At 61.9% G+C, this 15241-nt stretch carries 13 protein-coding genes and 1 tRNA gene; 7 read left to right on the forward strand and 7 right to left on the reverse strand.

Annotated elements, in window-relative coordinates:
- The first annotated feature begins 21 nt into the window (after positions 1–21).
- Positions 22–2526, forward strand: coding sequence for an excinuclease ABC subunit UvrA (locus B2V21_RS20985; protein ID WP_286917927.1), 2505 nt, complete (start codon positions 22–24; stop codon positions 2524–2526).
- 41 nt (positions 2527–2567) lie between these two features.
- Here the strand turns inward: B2V21_RS20985 and B2V21_RS20990 are convergent, their stop codons facing one another.
- A complete protein-coding gene (locus B2V21_RS20990; RefSeq protein WP_286917934.1) occupies positions 2568–2843 on the reverse strand; it encodes a hypothetical protein in 276 nt (91 codons plus the stop codon).
- 30 nt (positions 2844–2873) lie between these two features.
- On the opposite strand from B2V21_RS20990, the gene B2V21_RS20995 reads away from it, so the two are divergent.
- The 3 genes from B2V21_RS20995 (at position 2874) to csrA (B2V21_RS21005) (ending at position 5938) form a co-directional block, all read left to right on the forward strand.
- Entirely contained in the window at positions 2874–3674 is an 801-nt protein-coding gene (locus B2V21_RS20995; RefSeq protein ID WP_056842568.1) for a glucose 1-dehydrogenase, read from the forward strand.
- Complete coding sequence (locus tag B2V21_RS21000) at positions 3667–5484, forward strand: glycoside hydrolase family 15 protein (protein ID WP_286917928.1); 1818 nt, start codon at positions 3667–3669, stop codon at positions 5482–5484. The genes B2V21_RS20995 and B2V21_RS21000 overlap by 8 nt, the downstream gene beginning before the upstream one ends.
- A 256-nt stretch (positions 5485–5740) precedes the next feature.
- Positions 5741–5938, forward strand: a complete 198-nt coding sequence (gene csrA / locus B2V21_RS21005; protein ID WP_043189867.1) for a carbon storage regulator CsrA — start codon at positions 5741–5743, stop codon at positions 5936–5938.
- 77 nt (positions 5939–6015) lie between these two features.
- Here the strand turns inward: csrA (B2V21_RS21005) and B2V21_RS21010 are convergent, their stop codons facing one another.
- Positions 6016–6348, reverse strand: coding sequence for a hypothetical protein (locus tag B2V21_RS21010; protein ID WP_049860189.1), 333 nt, complete (start codon positions 6346–6348; stop codon positions 6016–6018).
- Positions 6349–6545: 197 nt separating this feature from the next.
- On the opposite strand from B2V21_RS21010, the gene csrA (B2V21_RS21015) reads away from it, so the two are divergent.
- Positions 6546–6752, forward strand: a complete 207-nt coding sequence (csrA, locus tag B2V21_RS21015; protein WP_282347697.1) for a carbon storage regulator CsrA — start codon at positions 6546–6548, stop codon at positions 6750–6752.
- Here the strand turns inward: csrA (B2V21_RS21015) and B2V21_RS21020 are convergent.
- The 3 genes from B2V21_RS21020 to B2V21_RS21030 all read right to left on the reverse strand — a co-directional run bounded on the left by B2V21_RS21020 (position 6749) and on the right by B2V21_RS21030 (position 11967).
- A complete protein-coding gene (locus tag B2V21_RS21020) occupies positions 6749–9127 on the reverse strand; it encodes a response regulator (RefSeq protein ID WP_286917929.1) in 2379 nt (792 codons plus the stop codon). The two genes, csrA (B2V21_RS21015) and B2V21_RS21020, sit on opposite strands and share 4 nt — an antisense overlap.
- Positions 9128–9234: 107 nt before the next feature.
- Positions 9235–9696 (reverse strand): response regulator, encoded by a 462-nt coding sequence (locus tag B2V21_RS21025; protein ID WP_049860186.1) that lies wholly within the window; start codon positions 9694–9696, stop codon positions 9235–9237.
- Between the two features lie 3 nt (positions 9697–9699).
- On the reverse strand, positions 9700–11967 hold the full coding sequence (locus B2V21_RS21030) for an ATP-binding protein (protein WP_282347694.1): 2268 nt from the start codon (positions 11965–11967) through the stop codon (positions 9700–9702).
- Positions 11968–12202: 235 nt separating this feature from the next.
- Here B2V21_RS21030 and B2V21_RS21035 point away from each other — a divergent pair.
- Positions 12203–12288, forward strand: a tRNA-Leu gene (locus B2V21_RS21035).
- A 105-nt stretch (positions 12289–12393) separates the two neighbouring features.
- Positions 12394–13500, forward strand: a complete 1107-nt coding sequence (locus B2V21_RS21040) for a Gfo/Idh/MocA family protein (protein ID WP_286917930.1) — start codon at positions 12394–12396, stop codon at positions 13498–13500.
- A gap of 36 nt (positions 13501–13536) precedes the next feature.
- Here the strand turns inward: B2V21_RS21040 and B2V21_RS21045 are convergent, their stop codons facing one another.
- Both B2V21_RS21045 and B2V21_RS21050 read right to left on the reverse strand, forming a co-directional pair.
- A complete protein-coding gene (locus B2V21_RS21045; protein ID WP_286917931.1) occupies positions 13537–14934 on the reverse strand; it encodes an FAD/NAD(P)-binding protein in 1398 nt (465 codons plus the stop codon).
- Positions 14935–14963: 29 nt separating this feature from the next.
- Positions 14964–15241: EAL domain-containing protein (locus B2V21_RS21050; protein WP_286917932.1), on the reverse strand; the 278-nt coding region annotated here is incomplete at its 5' end.

A 15241-nucleotide genomic window follows, 5' to 3' on the forward strand; every position in this document is an offset into this window, starting at 1 on the left:
TCATTCATTCCAAGGCTTTTCATGAAACCTACCGCTCCCAGCGGCTTCGTCCAGGTTCGCGGCGCCCGCGAACACAACCTCAAGAACGTCGATGTCGATATCCCGCGCGATGCCCTGGTGGTCTTTACCGGGGTATCGGGTTCGGGCAAGTCATCGCTGGCATTCGGCACCCTCTACGCCGAGGCGCAACGGCGCTACTTCGAATCGGTCGCTCCCTACGCTCGACGCCTGATCGATCAGGTCGGCGTGCCCGACGTCGACAGCATCGAAGGCCTGCCGCCTGCCGTCGCTTTACAGCAGCAGCGCGGCACGCCCAGCACCCGCTCCTCGGTGGGCAGCGTCACCACCCTGGGCAGTCTGGTCCGCATGCTCTATTCCCGAGCCGGTGCCTATCCGCCGGGCCAGGGTTTGCTCTACGCCGAGGATTTTTCGCCCAATACTCCGCAAGGTGCGTGCCCGCACTGCCATGGACTGGGCCGGGTGTACGAAGTGACCGAAAAAACCATGGTACCCGACGACAGCCTGACCATTCGCCAGCGCGCGGTGGCTTCCTGGCCGCCGGCATGGCAAGGCCAGAACCAGCGCGACATCCTCGTGACCCTGGGGTATGACGTGGACGTACCGTGGCGCGACCTGCCGAAGAAACAGCGCGACTGGATCCTGTTCACCGAAGAAACCCCGACCGTGCCGGTGTATGGCGGGCTGACGCCGGAACAGACCCGCGAAGCGCTCAAGCGCAAGATGGAACCCAGCTATCAGGGCACCTTCACCGGGGCGCGGCGCTATGTACTGCACACCTTCACTCACTCGCAGAGCGCGCTGATGAAGAAGCGCGTCAGCCAGTTCATGATCGGCGCGGCGTGCGAAGTCTGCGCCGGCAAACGGCTCAAACCTGAAGCACTGAGCGTGACCTTTGCCGGCCTGGACATCGGTGAGTTCTCGCAACTGCCGCTCAGCCAACTGGCGCAGAAACTCAAGCCGGTGGCCGAGGGTCAGCAAGTGGGCAAGCGACTCAGCGAGGAAAAGCGTCTGGCTGCTCAGCAGCTCGCGCAAAACCTGCTCGGTCGCCTGCACACCTTGATCGATCTGGGCCTGGGCTATCTGTCGCTGGAACGCAGCACGCCGACGCTGTCGTCCGGCGAGCTGCAGCGCCTGCGCCTGGCTACCCAGCTCGGCTCGCAACTGTTCGGCGTGGTCTATGTGCTGGACGAGCCCACTGCCGGCCTGCATCCGGCCGACGGCGAGTCATTGCATGCCGCTCTGCAGGGACTGAAGGCGGCAGGCAATTCTCTGTTCGTCGTCGAGCACGATCTGGATACCATGGCGCGCGCCGACTGGGTGGTCGATGTCGGGCCGTTGGCCGGCGAACAGGGCGGCCAAGTGCTCTACAGCGGCCCGCCCCAAGGCCTGGCTCAGATAGACGGCTCGCAGACCCGTGCGTACCTTCACGGCGGCGCCGCGCCATTACCGCGCCCACGTCGAGACACCAGCCGCTGGCTGAAGCTGGCGGATGTCAGTCGCAATAACCTGCGCAAGGTGGCTGCCGAGTTTCCCCTGCAATGCTTCACCGCCGTCACCGGTATCTCCGGCTCGGGCAAGTCGAGCCTGGTCAGCCAAGTGTTGCTGGAGCTGGTCGGTGAACACCTGGGCCAGGCCCAGGAAGAAGTCGAAGACGTATTGGAAGACGCCGCGCCGCAGACCGAATCGGGCCACATCGTCGAGGGTATGGATCACATCAAGCGACTGGTGCAGGTCGACCAGAAACCTATCGGCCGCACACCGCGCTCGAACCTGGCCACCTACACCGGGCTGTTCGATCACGTGCGCAAACTGTTCGCTGCCACCAAGGATGCCCGTCGTCACGGCTTCGACGCCGGTCAGTTCTCTTTCAACGTGGCCAAGGGGCGCTGCCCGGAATGCGAAGGTGAAGGTTTCGTCAGCGTCGAGTTACTGTTCATGCCCAGCGTCTTCAGCCCCTGCCCGACCTGTCATGGCGCCCGCTACAGCCCCAAGACCCTGACGGTGAAATGGGAAGGACGTACGATCGCCGACGTGCTGCAATTGACCGTTCTGCAGGCCTGTGAGGTGTTCGCCGAGCAGGCAGCGGTGCTGCGCCCCTTGAGCGTACTGCGCGACATCGGCTTGGGCTATCTACGCCTGGGTCAGCCTGCGACCGAGCTGTCGGGAGGTGAAGCGCAACGTATCAAGTTGGCCACCGAATTGCAGCGCACTCAGCGCGGCGCTACGTTGTATGTACTCGATGAACCCACCACGGGTCTGCACCCCAGCGATGTCGACCGGCTGATGCAGCAACTCAATCATCTGGTCGATGCTGGCAACACCGTGATCGTGGTGGAGCACGACATGCGCGTGGTGGCCCAGGCCGATTGGGTAATCGATATCGGACCCAAAGCCGGTGACCAAGGCGGCAAGGTGGTTGCAGTCGGGAGGCCGGAAGCAGTGGCCAAGGTCAGCGCCAGTCAGACTGCACCTTACTTGCAAAGCGCTCTGGCGGAACTCGTGTAGCAGGCCGGCAGCCCTGAAGGATCGGGGCTGCCGAGCGCTACTCAACCGACAGGTTTGCTCTGGCCTTCATCGGATGGAGTACGCTCCTTCTCACCTTGCTGATTCTCGCGCTTGTGCTCTTCACCAACCTTGCCGGCATTTTCCGGCTTGTGGTCGAGGTCTTCGCGATCGGATTCTTTATTCTCGGTAGTCACGGTACTTCTCCTGGCAGTGCGCGGACGACACATTGGGCCGTCATGCAGTTTAGGCATCTGCGCATGGCATTCGTGCCCAAACGTTTCCAGGCTGAACTCCCGCACCGCGTTGCCAGTCAGCATTGAAACGCCATTATCGGAGGAACATCCCGGATGCAGATTTCATTGGATAAACAGGTTGCCCTCGTCACCGGCGCCAGCTCTGGTCTGGGTGCCGCAGCTGCCAAGGCGTTGGCCGAAGCCGGTGCCAGCGTGGTGGTCAACTACAACTCCCACGCAGAGCCTGCCGAAAAACTCGTCGCGCAGATCCGCGAAGCGGGTGGCAAGGCCATCGCGGTGGGCGCGGACGTGTCCAAGGAAGATGACGTCGAGCGTCTGTTCGCCACGACCATCGACACCTATGGCGCCCTGGACATCCTGATCGCCAATTCAGGGCTGCAACGCGATGCCGCCACGGTCGACATGACCCTGGCGGACTGGAACAAGGTGATCGAAGTCAACCTCACCGGCCAGTTCCTGTGCGCTCGTGCTGCCTTGCGCCAGTTCCAGAGCCAAGGCCCGCGCTCGTGGCTATCCCGCGCAGCTGGCAAGATCATCCACATGAGTTCAGTGCACCAGCTCATTCCGTGGGCAGGCCACGTCAACTATGCCGCGTCCAAAGGCGGTATCGACCTGCTGATGCGCAGCATTGCCCAGGAAGTGGGCGAGCAGCGCATTCGCGTCAATGCCATCGCACCCGGTGCCATCCGCACGGCGATCAACGAAGAGAACACCCAGGGCGATGCCGAAAAGAAACTGCTGGAGTTGATTCCCTACGGTCGCGTCGGCGAAGTGGACGACGTTGCCAACGCAGTGGTCTGGCTGGCGTCCGATCTGAGTGACTACATACATGGCACCACGTTGTTCATCGACGGCGGCATGAGCCTGTATCCGGGGTTCCGAAACAATGGCTAAAGACGTCTGCAGCACTACGCAAAGCCCCATCGAGGCCCACGGCATCATCGGCGACATGCGCAGCGCCGCACTGGTCGCCGACAATGGCAGCATCGACTTCTGCTGCTGGCCCGAATTCGACAGCCCCTCGATATTCACCGCCCTGCTCGATTGCGATCGTGCCGGGGTGTTCGAACTGGCCCCAGACCTGCCCGGTGCACGCCGGCAACAGATCTACCTGCCCGACAGCAATGTTCTGCAGACGCGCTGGATCGACCACGACGCGGTGATCGAGATCACCGACCTGATGCCGGTCGCCGCCGTTGCCGACGCCCTGCCCCGGCTGATCCGCCGGGTCGAGGCGCGCAATGGCACGGCCACCATTCGCTTGCGTTGTCGGGTTCGGCACGACTACAGCCGCGCCGATACCCAGGCCTACACCAGCGGCGAGGACGTTTGCTTCCGCGCCGAAGGTCAGCCCACTTTGCGTCTGTCGGCGACCCAGGCCCTGAGCATCGACGAGCACAGCGCCATTGCCGTGTTCGAACTCAAGGAAGGCGAATGCGCCGAATTCATCCTGGGTGGCGAAGAAGACCCCATGGTGAGCACCGGCACGGGGCAGACCTGTCTGGAAGAAACCCTGGCGTTCTGGCGCAACTGGATCGGCCATTCGAACTACAAGGGCCGTTGGCGGGAAGTGGTCGATCGCTCTGCCTTGGCGCTCAAGCTGCTGACGTCACGCCGGCACGGCGGAATCATTGCGGCGGCCACGTTTGGTCTGCCGGAGGCGCCGGGTGGCGTACGCAACTGGGATTACCGCTATACCTGGATCCGGGACGCGTCGTTCACCGTATACGCGTTCATGCGCCTGGGGTTCACCACGGAGGCCAACGACTACATGCGCTGGGTGCGCGATAGGGTCGGCGAATGCACTGACGAACCCGCCCGGCTGGGTGTGGTGTACGGCCTGGATGGCCGCGAGGAGCTGCCCGAATCGGAACTCGATCACCTGAGCGGGCACGGTGGTGCCCGTCCCGTGCTGGTGGGCAACGGTGCCCATGATCAGGTCCAGCTCGATATCTACGGTGAATTGCTGGATGCGGTGTACCTGGCCAACAAATACGGCGAAGCCATTTCCCATGAGGGGTGGAAACACGTCACCCACATCGTCGACAAAGTCTGCAGCAGCTGGCAGCAGAAGGATGTCGGTATCTGGGAGATGCGCAACCCACCCGAGCATTACCTGCATTCCCGGCTAATGTGCTGGGTGGCCATCGATCGGGCGTTACGCTTGGCCGAAAAACGCTCCCTGCCAGCACCGTTCGAGCGTTGGGACAAGGAACGGCAGGCGATTCACGACGATATCTGGACCCATTTCTGGAACGCCGACGCCGGACACTTCGTACAGAAGCTGGGCGGTGTCGAACTCGACGGCTCGATGCTATTGATGCCGTTGGTGCGCTTCGTGGGTGCCAGCGACCCGCAATGGCTCAGCACGCTGGCGGCGATCGAGCGCACGCTGGTGCGTGACGGCATGGTCTATCGCTACCGTCAGGACGACGGCCTGCCGGGCGATGAAGGTGCGTTCACTGCCTGTTCATTCTGGTACGTGGAATGTCTGGCCAGGGCCGGACAGGTGGAAAAAGCGCATCTGGAGTTTCAGCAATTGCTGCGCTATGCCAACCCGCTGGGCTTATTCGCCGAAGAGTTCGATCGGCATGGTCATCATCTGGGCAATACGCCTCAGGGATTGAGCCATCTGGCATTGATCAGCGCAGCCAGTTTTCTCGACAGAAAGTTGAGTGGCCAGCGTACTCAATGGCAACCTTGAAGATTTCAAACGATGATGGTGGCAAGAGTGCCACTATCACACCCATAAACCAAACGTGATGCCAATCTGCTAGGCGCCTGCCAAGAAGCACGCCATACTGGCACCTGTTACCACTCGTTGCGCCGTGGCTGCCGAATGTTCATAAACCCGGCGCTTCGAGGGAATTAAATTTGTCGTGCTGCGCTCCTATTCAGGTAGCAATGGACACACTTCATACACCGGATAAATTCTAAGCAAAGGAATCAAGGAGCCGTTCATGCTGATACTCACCCGCAAGGTAGGCGAAAGCATCGTCATTCATGACGACATCAAGATTACTATCCTGGGCGTGAAAGGGATGCAGGTGCGAATCGGCATCGATGCACCGAAGGATGTACAGGTACACCGAGAAGAGATTTTCAAGCGTATCCAGGCAGGTAGTCCTGCTCCGGAAAAGGGAGATGGCAAAGCCTGATCGGCTACTGCCGCAGTCCCTGATGCGCCGCCATGCACCTGGCTCGAGCCAGGATGCAGCGCGGCGCGAAGTGAGTGTCAGATAGGTGTCGCCTGGTGATGATTATCGTCCGGAGCCCCTGCCCCACCGCCAGCGTGGCGTTTCGCTTTGTCGGTAGCAAAATCCAGCGCGTCTTTCGCGCACGTCAATCCATCGCGTATTTCGGTTTGCTCCTTGATCACCCGGCCGTCTGGGCCATAGGTTCCAAAGAACACGGACACCTTGTCCTCGGCGATCTTGCGTGCGCGTACCACGATATGGCAGCCGTTCTTGAGCGTTTCTTCATGGCGAACTTGTTCGTCCAGATAGTTCTGCGACGATTTGTCCCATTCCTCGAACTGCGGAGTGGTTTGCAACTCTACGTCTGTCATATGCCTACCTCATGTGAGTAATAAAGGCGGTGCCTTATGTAAGTAAGTGACCGGTTGGACGCCACGAGGTTCAGAAAACCCTGACTAAAGACACCCTGGCAACTGAGACAGATTATAAAAAGGAATTATTCCTACGGCTCACGCGTCACTAGTCAGACAGCCCTTGAACACCCGTCTTCAAGCGCAGGGAGCCCATCATGCTGATCTTGACGCGCAACACCGACGAAAGCATCGTGATCGACGAAGATATCTTTATCACCATCATCGACATCAAGGGCGGACAGGTCCGTCTGGGCATCGATGCACCTCGCCATGTTGCCGTGCATCGCCAGGAAATCCATGAGCGGATCCAGGCCGGCGTGCCCATGATCCCGAAAACCGAGCCCAAGACCGCAGGCCGCTAGGCCCCGAACGCAGCACGCAGCTTGCTGGCCAGATCCTGCTCGCGGAATGGTTTCTGCACCAATGGATAGTGCTCGGAATCCAGCCCCTCCAATTCGGCGTAGCCGGTAATGAAAACGATCGGCAACCGCGGATGGCGTCGACGGATCATGTGTGCCAGTTCGCCGCCGTTGGTTCCAGGCATCGCGAAGTCGGTCAGCACCAGATCAACAGTGGGGTCGAGCTTGTTCAATGCCTGCTCGGCACTATCAGCTTCGACTACGCTGTAACCTAGGCCTTGCAACATGGTGGCGGTCACTTCGCGCACGTCATGGTCGTCGTCTACCAGAAGGATGGTCTGGCGTTCGCCGCCCTGCTGAGCAGCGGCAACGTCGACCGCCTCGTCTTCGCGGGTCAATAGCTGGTCGGGAACCCCTGGCAGGTACACCTTGACCGTGGTGCCATAGCCCGGCGACGTCATGATCGCCACGCCCCCGCCCGACTGCTTGGCAAACCCGAACACCTGGGCCAGGCCCAGGCCTGAGCCCTTGCCCACTTCCTTGGTAGTGAAGAACGGCTCGAACGCCTTGGCCAGTACCTGCTGGCTCATGCCTGTCCCCGAGTCCTGGATCGACAGCACGACATAGTTGCCAGGTTCCGGATCTTCCGGACGCTGGGCGGGCATGCTGACGGTTTCATTGGCCGTGGACAGGCGCAGGGTACCGCCGCCGGGCATGGCATCGCGCGAGTTGATCGCCAGGTTGAGAATGATCATCTCGGTCTGGGTCGGGTCGACCAAAGCATTCCAGAGGTCGGGCGCGGTGTCGGTCTCGATCCAGATACTGCCACCCAAGGTGCGCTGCAACAGCTCGATCATGCCTTCCACGGTACCATTTAGGTTCACCGCAACCGGCTCCAGACGCTGACGACGGGAGAACGCCAATAGCTGGCCGGTCAGCTTGGCGCCACGCTCACCGGCTTCCTTGATGTTCTGCAAACGGCCCTGGATGCGTTCGGTCTTGCCCTTTTCGAAATCCCGAGCAATGAAGGTGGTGCTGGCCAAGATGACCGTCAACAGGTTGTTGAAATCGTGCGCTACGCCCGCCGTCAACTGGCCGACCGCTTCCAGGCGCTGCAACTGATGCAAAGTGGCCTCGATGCGCTGACGTTCATCGATCTGCTCGCGCAATTGATGGTTAGCCCCGGCCAACTCATCCAGTACCTCCCGTTCACCGGTGATGTCGCGAACGGCCGCGTACATGAGGCCCTCATCGGGAACGATGGTCCAGGACAACCAGCGGTAATCGCCGTCGGCATGGCGCATGCGATTGACGAAACGTGTCGAGACATTGCCATTGGCGATGTTCTCGGTTTCGCGACGTGTGGCGGCGAGATCGTCGGGATGAATGATTTCCCACAGCTGCATGTTGCCCAGCTGTTCGCGGGTCCAGCCCAGGGTCGATTCCCAGGCGGGGTTGAGCGAAACGGGTGACATGTCGAAACGCATCACGCCCAGCAACTCGCGGGACAGCTCCCAGGTGCGGTCGCGTTCGCGAGTGCGCTTGACCACGCGCTCACCGAGCATCTCGTTGAGCTGTTGCAGGGCGTGGGTCGCCTGCTTCTGCTCGGTAACGTCCTGGATGACGCCGGTGAAGCGTACGCAGACGCCGTCTTCGAAGAAGGCCTGGCCATGGCTGGCGATCCAGCGCAGGGTGCCGCTGTCCAGCAGTACGCGGTATTCGATGTGAAACCGATGCTGGTCATCCACGGTCAGCGCTGCCGCCATGCGCTCCTGTACCACTGGCAGATCATCGGGGTGGCAGTGGTCGAGGAACAGCTGGATGTTCACTTCGGTATCGGGACGCAGTTCGTACAGCTCCCGGCAGCGCTCGTCCCACAGCAGCGTGTCGGTGAGCGGCGCATAATCCCAAATGCCCATGCGCGCGGCGTTGGTGGCAATGTGTGCGCGGACTTCAGCGTGCTGCAGCGAGCGCTCCGCACTACGTCGACGACGACGCTCGTGGACTTCGTCCATCGCCCGCTGGATAGCCCGAGGCAACAGACTCAGGTTCTGCTTGAGCACGTAGTCGATGGCGCCTTGGCGCATCATCTCGACTGCGTGCTCTTCGCCATAGACACCGGACAAGAAGATGAAGGGTGTCATCGGCGCCAGCCGTTGCGCTGCCTGCAATACCTGTGGCCCCGAAGAGCCCGGCAACATGTAATCGCACAGGATCAGGTCGAACGTGTAATTGGCCAGCGCCTGCTCTACAGCCTGATGATTGAACACCAAGGTAGGCTCGACGGACAGACCGGCGCGCTCCAGGTTCAGCAGCGCCAGCTCGGCGTCGTGAGTGCTGTCTTCCACAAACAGCAATTGTAAGGGCTTGGGCGACATAGAATTCCGAAAACGTGACTGGAGTATGGCGCTCTGTGCGCCATCCGTGCGCCATTGGGCACGCTGCGTGCGGTTGCGATCCGGACCGCTGGCAGCGTGATCCGGGATCAGGAGCCGGGACGGCGAATGATTCGCGACGAACCCGGTGGAGGCTCGTTCAGGACCGCCCAGAAGATGCCCAGATCGGATATGGCCGAGACGAACTCCTTGAATTCGACCGGCTTCACCACGTAGGCGTTCACTCCCAGTGAATAAGCGCGCTCCAAATCCGGCTCTTCCTTGGACGAGGTCAACATGACCGTAGGAATACTGCGCAACTCGTTGGTCTCGCGGATGACCTTGAGCACCTCCAGACCATCGATCTTCGGCAGCTTCAAATCCAACAGCAAGACCGCCGGATTGCCCTCGTCACGGGTCGAATGGGTGCCGCGACGCAGCAGATAATCCAGCGCTTCGGCGCCGTCGCGCATGACGATCACTTCATTGGCCAGCTGGCTGCGCTCCAGCGCCACCAGGGTCAGCTCCAGGTCTTTGGGATTGTCCTCGACCAGAAGAATGGGTTTGAGCATCGCTTACCTCGGTTGATTCGTGCTGGCGGAATGTGCGCGTCTGGGCAACGCCATGTAGAAAGTAGCTCCCTGGTCCAGGGCACCTTCGGCCCAGACTCGGCCGTCGTGTCGTTCGATGATGCGGCGCACGCTCGCCAGGCCGATGCCGGTGCCTTCGAACTCTTCCATGCGGTGCAGGCGCTGGAACACGCCGAACAGCTTGCCGCTGTAGGCCATGTCGAAACCGACGCCGTTGTCGCGTACGAAAATGACCGTCTCGGCGTCCTGCTGGTAGGCACCCACTTCGATCACGGCGTGTTCGCGGGTGCGGCTGTACTTGATGGCGTTGGACAGCAGATTGCGCAGCGCCAGGTGCACGAAAGCGGCATCGGCCACCAGACGCGGCAAGGGTCCGACGTGCCATTGCAGATCGCGACCTTCGTAGTCGGGTCGCATCTCCAGGCGGATCGATTCGACCAGCGCATTCAGGTCGACGTCGGTGAAGCGCAAGGCCGAACGCCCCATCTGGGAAAAGCTCAGCAAGTTGTCGACCAGGGTCCCAGCGAACCGTGCCGATTCGCCGATGTGTTCCAGGAAGCGCAAGCCCCGTTCGGACAGCTTGGGCCCTTCGAAGTCGGTGAGCAGTTCGGCATAGCCGGCGATGTGCCGCAGCGGTGCACGCAGGTCGTGGGAAACGCTGTAGGAGAATGCTTCGAGTTCCTTGTTGGACTTCTTCAGTTCCCCCGCCAGTTGCGCCAGTTCCTCGGCCTTGCGCAGCACAATGCCCAGCACGGCAGTGCGCAGCTCATGTACGCCTTCGATTTCAAGCGCATCCCAAGGGCTGGAGAAGCCACTGACTTCCTGGCGCCAGCTCTCGAAACTGGCACGCGGGTTGAGTACCCCGGAACTGTCCAGACTCTTTTCCGCACGGCCCGCCCAAGTGACGGTACGGGCCTGCTCGGGTTTGAACCAGATCAGGTAGTGCGAATGGATTTCGGAAATGGCTACGGCCAGGACACCGCCGCAGTACCGAGCCAGCTCCGGCAGATCGGGGACGTCGCGGCCAACGTTGTCGCTGTGGAAGATTTCCTGTCCGCCGCGCTCAGCCAACCACAGCGCCAAAGCATCGACCATCGCCTGGGGCGGCGTATCGCCTAGCAACTCGCAGCGCGCCTCGGCGATGATCGCCGCGCCACTGGCGCGGGTAAAGCCCAGAAAGGTTTCCGGCAAAGCCATCAGGCCGGCACGCACGCTATCGCTGTCGGCCATGGCCGAGAGCAGTTGGACGATGTGTCGGCGCAGTTCGAGCATGCGCTCGTTCTGCGCGTGGGCGGTCTTGGTCTCGATCTGCAGCGACAGTACGCTGCCCAAGAGCTCACAGGCCGTACGGGTCTGGAAGCCCACCGCATGGGGCTGGTCGTGGTGGCAGGAGATCAGACCCCAGAGTTGACCGTCGACCACGATCGAGATCGACATCGAAGCCATGGTCTGCATGTTGCGCATGTATTGCAGGTGTACCGGCGACACACTGCGCAAGGCCGCGAGGCTCAGATCCAGCGGCGCGCCGGTGACGGGGTTGTGGGCCGGCACCAGTGGCGAAGCCTGGTAGTTCGCATCTTCGATCACCCGGATGCGGTTGCTGCAATACAACTCCCGAGCCTGGGCGGGAATGTCGGAGGCCGGGAAGCACAGACCCAGGTAGCTGGGATAGTGGTCATCGCGTACTTCGGCCAGCACCGTGCCGTTGCCGGCCGCATCGAAGCTGTAGGCCTTGACGCGGCCGAAGCCGGTCACGCGCTTGACCTCGACCACCGAGCGCTGACACAGCTCGATGATGTCTGCCGCATTGTGCAACTGGCTGATGAAGGTCCGCACCAGCGGATACAGGGCACCGTAGGCATGGGCCTCATCGGCGGCGGGCTCGAACTCGGCGATGATCACGCCGTCGGCACGGTGCACCATCATCGCCATGGTGCGCGGGTGGCCGCCCCGGACGAAACGCACGTCGGCGAAATGGAACGGCTGCCGCTCCTCTCCGGGCCAGGCGGCCAGGCGCGCCGAGAGGTTACTGCCGTGCTCGAAGAGCTCTGCAACAGTGGATTCGAGCACGTGCGCAGGCTCGAGTTGCAGCCAATGACGCACGTTATCGCTGACCTGCAGCACGCGCTCGGCAGCGGCATCGAGCACCATCATGAAGCCCTGCGGCTGAATGCTGCCGGGTGTGCGTATGGGTTCGCGCGCGCACTGCTCGAGGGCAGCGGCGAGCAACACCGAAGTCTGGCTGGATGTCACAGTGTATCTCCTGGCGGCCAATCAGCGCGCTGCAAGCCATTGCATGGTCGCCAACCGTGGCATATGAAAACTTTTTTCAATCGGCGACCACTTTAGCAAACAAAGGCGAGGACCGGGAGGTTCGCTCGCAATAATGGCGAAATGATTATTAGCATGTGGGAGCTCACCGCAGACAATCGTTGCGCGGCATTAGGGCATGACATTTCCCAGCCTTATCAGTATGATGCGCGAGCATGCGAGGTTGGCGAAATTGGTAGACGCATCAGACTTAAAATCTGACGACCTTTGGTTGTGCGGGTTCGATTCCCGCACCTCGCACCACCTCGATTCATCCCCTCCTCCCAATCTTCGGGAACTCCTGCCCTTCGTGCTTGCCGACTTCCTAGACACTACGCATTTCGCGGGTGATACAAGGAGGCCCAACCCATGCCTGATGCTCAGGGTAAGATTCGTTATGCGGTGGTTGCCGGCGGCTGGATTTCGCAAGGTGCATTCATGCCCGGTGTGGACCAGACCCGCAATTCGGTGATGACCGCGCTGGTGACCGGCGACCCGATCAAGGCCGACGAACTGGCCGCGCTGTATGACCTCAAGAGCTACAGCTACGAGCAGTTTCCCGAACTACTGGCGTCCGGCGAAATCGATGCGATCTACCTGGCCACGCCCAATTTCCGCCATCGCGAATTCGCTGTTCCGGCGCTGGAAGCCGGCATCCATGTCTTGCTGGAGAAGCCCATGGCAGCCAGCGAGGAAGATTGCCTGGCGATCAACGCCGCCGCCGAACGGGGCAACGCCAAGCTGATGATCGCCTACCGCCTGCACTGCGAGCCCGGCACCGTGGAGATGGTACAGCGGGTGCGCAACGGTGATATTGGCGAGCCCCGGTTGTTCACCGCCACCTTCACCCAGCAAACCAAGGCGGAAAATCATCGAATGAAAAGTGGTTTCTGGGCCGGCCCGGCTGCCGACATGGGGCCCTACCCGCTCAATGCCGTGCGCAACCTGTTCGGCGGCGAGCCGCTGGAAGTGCACGCCGTGGGCGCACAAACACCCGGGCGCCCCATCAATACGCCCGACACCGTCAGCGTCACGCTAAGCTTTGCCGAACAGCGGCAAGCGACCTTCACCGTCAGCTTCAGCCTGCCGGCGACCGAGCGCTTCCAACTGATCGGCACTCAAGGTGAATTCGAGGCCTCGCCGTGCTTCGGTTTCGGCGAGGGCGTGGCCATCGCCTATCGCTCGATCATCGACGGCGAAAAGCAGGAGCATACCTTCCCGGTCGTCGACCAGTTCGGTGGCGAAACCGAGTATTTCTCCCAGTGCATCCTGGAGGATCGCCAGCCTGAAGCGGACGGCGACGAAGGCTGGCGTGATGTGCGGGTGTTGGCAGCCATCGAGCGCTCGCTGCAGACCGGCGAGGTGCAGAAGCTGGAACCGCTGCCATCACGCAAGGGGATACAAGCCGATCAGGCCCGACAGTTGCCGCTGGCCAAGGTCCCGCCCTACGTCAACACGACCGAACCCAACGACTGATCGACCCGCGAAGCAGCGGCGTTCACCGCCCCTGCTTCAGTCGGGCTCCAGCAAGGTGGTAGCCAGCCGTTTGGCTTGAGCCGCCACATCCGTCACCGCAGTGCTCTCCCACCACATCCCACGCAGCGGCGGCCCCATGGCGAACAGGCGCCGGCTGGCAATCCCGGCGCTGTCCAGCAAGGCCCCTTCATCGTCAGCCAGCAGACCCAGCGCGAGCGGCCCGGGCTTGACCAGACCGCGCGCCAATAGCTGGCGCGGCAACGGTTTATCGACGCGACGCCAGTCGTATTCGATACCACTGGAATTGATCAGTACGTCACCGTGCAGCTGCACAGGCACCGATTCACCCCTGCGGCGGATGGTCAAGGTTGTGCCTTCGGCGCTCAGGTAGCAGGCCGCGTGCAGGGTAAGTCGCCCTTCGGCGATGGCCTTCTGCAGCAGCGCATCGCTCGGTGGTGGCGAGCGATGGTGGTGGCTTTCCCACCATGGCCGTACATGGCGCACGAACTGCCGTTTCTGCCGCTCGCTGGCCTGGCTCCAGAGCCGTGCGATGTGCACCCTCACGGTGTCCAGCGGCGCTTGCCAGTCGACTCCCTGCTGCAACGCCTGGCGGCATTGATTGCGCACCTCGGCCATGAGCTGGCGCGGGCTGCTCAGGTCGCTGGCTGCCGCCAGAAAGTCTGGCCAGGCCGGCGGCTGACGACGCACATGAGGCCACAAGCCGTGCCGCGAGATCACCGTGATCGGTCCGCGGTGACCGGCGCGGTCGAGGGAGACCACCGCATCGACCATGGTCAGCCCCGAACCGATGATCAGCACCCGAGCCTGCGGATCCAGCGTTCGCATGGTTTGCACGTCCCACGGGTCGACCGCGGCGGCGTTCAGTCCGCCGGGCGCCTTAACGGCGGTGCGTGCAGCGGGAAACATGCCGGTGGCGAGCACGGCGCGGGGTGCGCACCATACTTGCGCGTCATCCAGCGTCACCCGGACCTGCCCATTTTGGGTCTGGACGTCGACCACCTCCGCCCGCACGTGCTCCGCCGTGGAGCCGAAGCGAAGGCCCAAGGCGCGAGCCTCGGCCAGGCGTTGCTGGGCATAGAGGCCGAAGATGCCGCGCGGAGGAAACAATTCGGCGACCGGCAGCGCCTGCTCGGCCGATTCGGGCCAACCGCCGTTGTCGATGAACTGGGTGAGCCACTGGGTCAGGTCGTCGGCGTTGTCCGGGTCGACACTCATGCGCGCAGCGTTGCCGTTCAAGGTGTGACCCAGCTCGGTAGCGCTGTAGGCCTCGCCACGTCCCAACTCGGGACGTGGTTCGATGATGACAATGCGCTGCCCGCGCGGCTGCCTGAGCAACTGCACGGCCAGCAGGGTGCCGCTCAAGCCGCCTCCGATGATCACTACGTCGGCGAATCGGGATACAACGTTGATCATGTCTGACTTCTCGAAAACGATTTCTTCGATCATACGTCATGCAGTGCGCCGGGCCGTGGCGCTGCCGTCACGACAGCCTTCCATCCTGTCAGATCGAGGTCCTGTATGGCAGCGGGTTTGGCGAAGTAATAACCCTGTGCCTGGGATGCACCCATCTCGCGCAGCAGTTGCAAGGTGGCCAGGTCCTCTACCCCTTCGGCCACCACGGTCAAACCCAGCGACTCGGCCATGCGCACGATGGCACGGACGATGGCCCGACTGCGCGGACTGCCGGTCAACTCGAGAATGAACGACTTGTCGATCTTCA

It is taken from the genome of Pseudomonas sp. UBA6276 (assembly GCF_002438365.1).
Classification (GTDB): Bacteria; Pseudomonadota; Gammaproteobacteria; order Pseudomonadales; family Pseudomonadaceae; genus Aquipseudomonas; species Aquipseudomonas coleopterorum.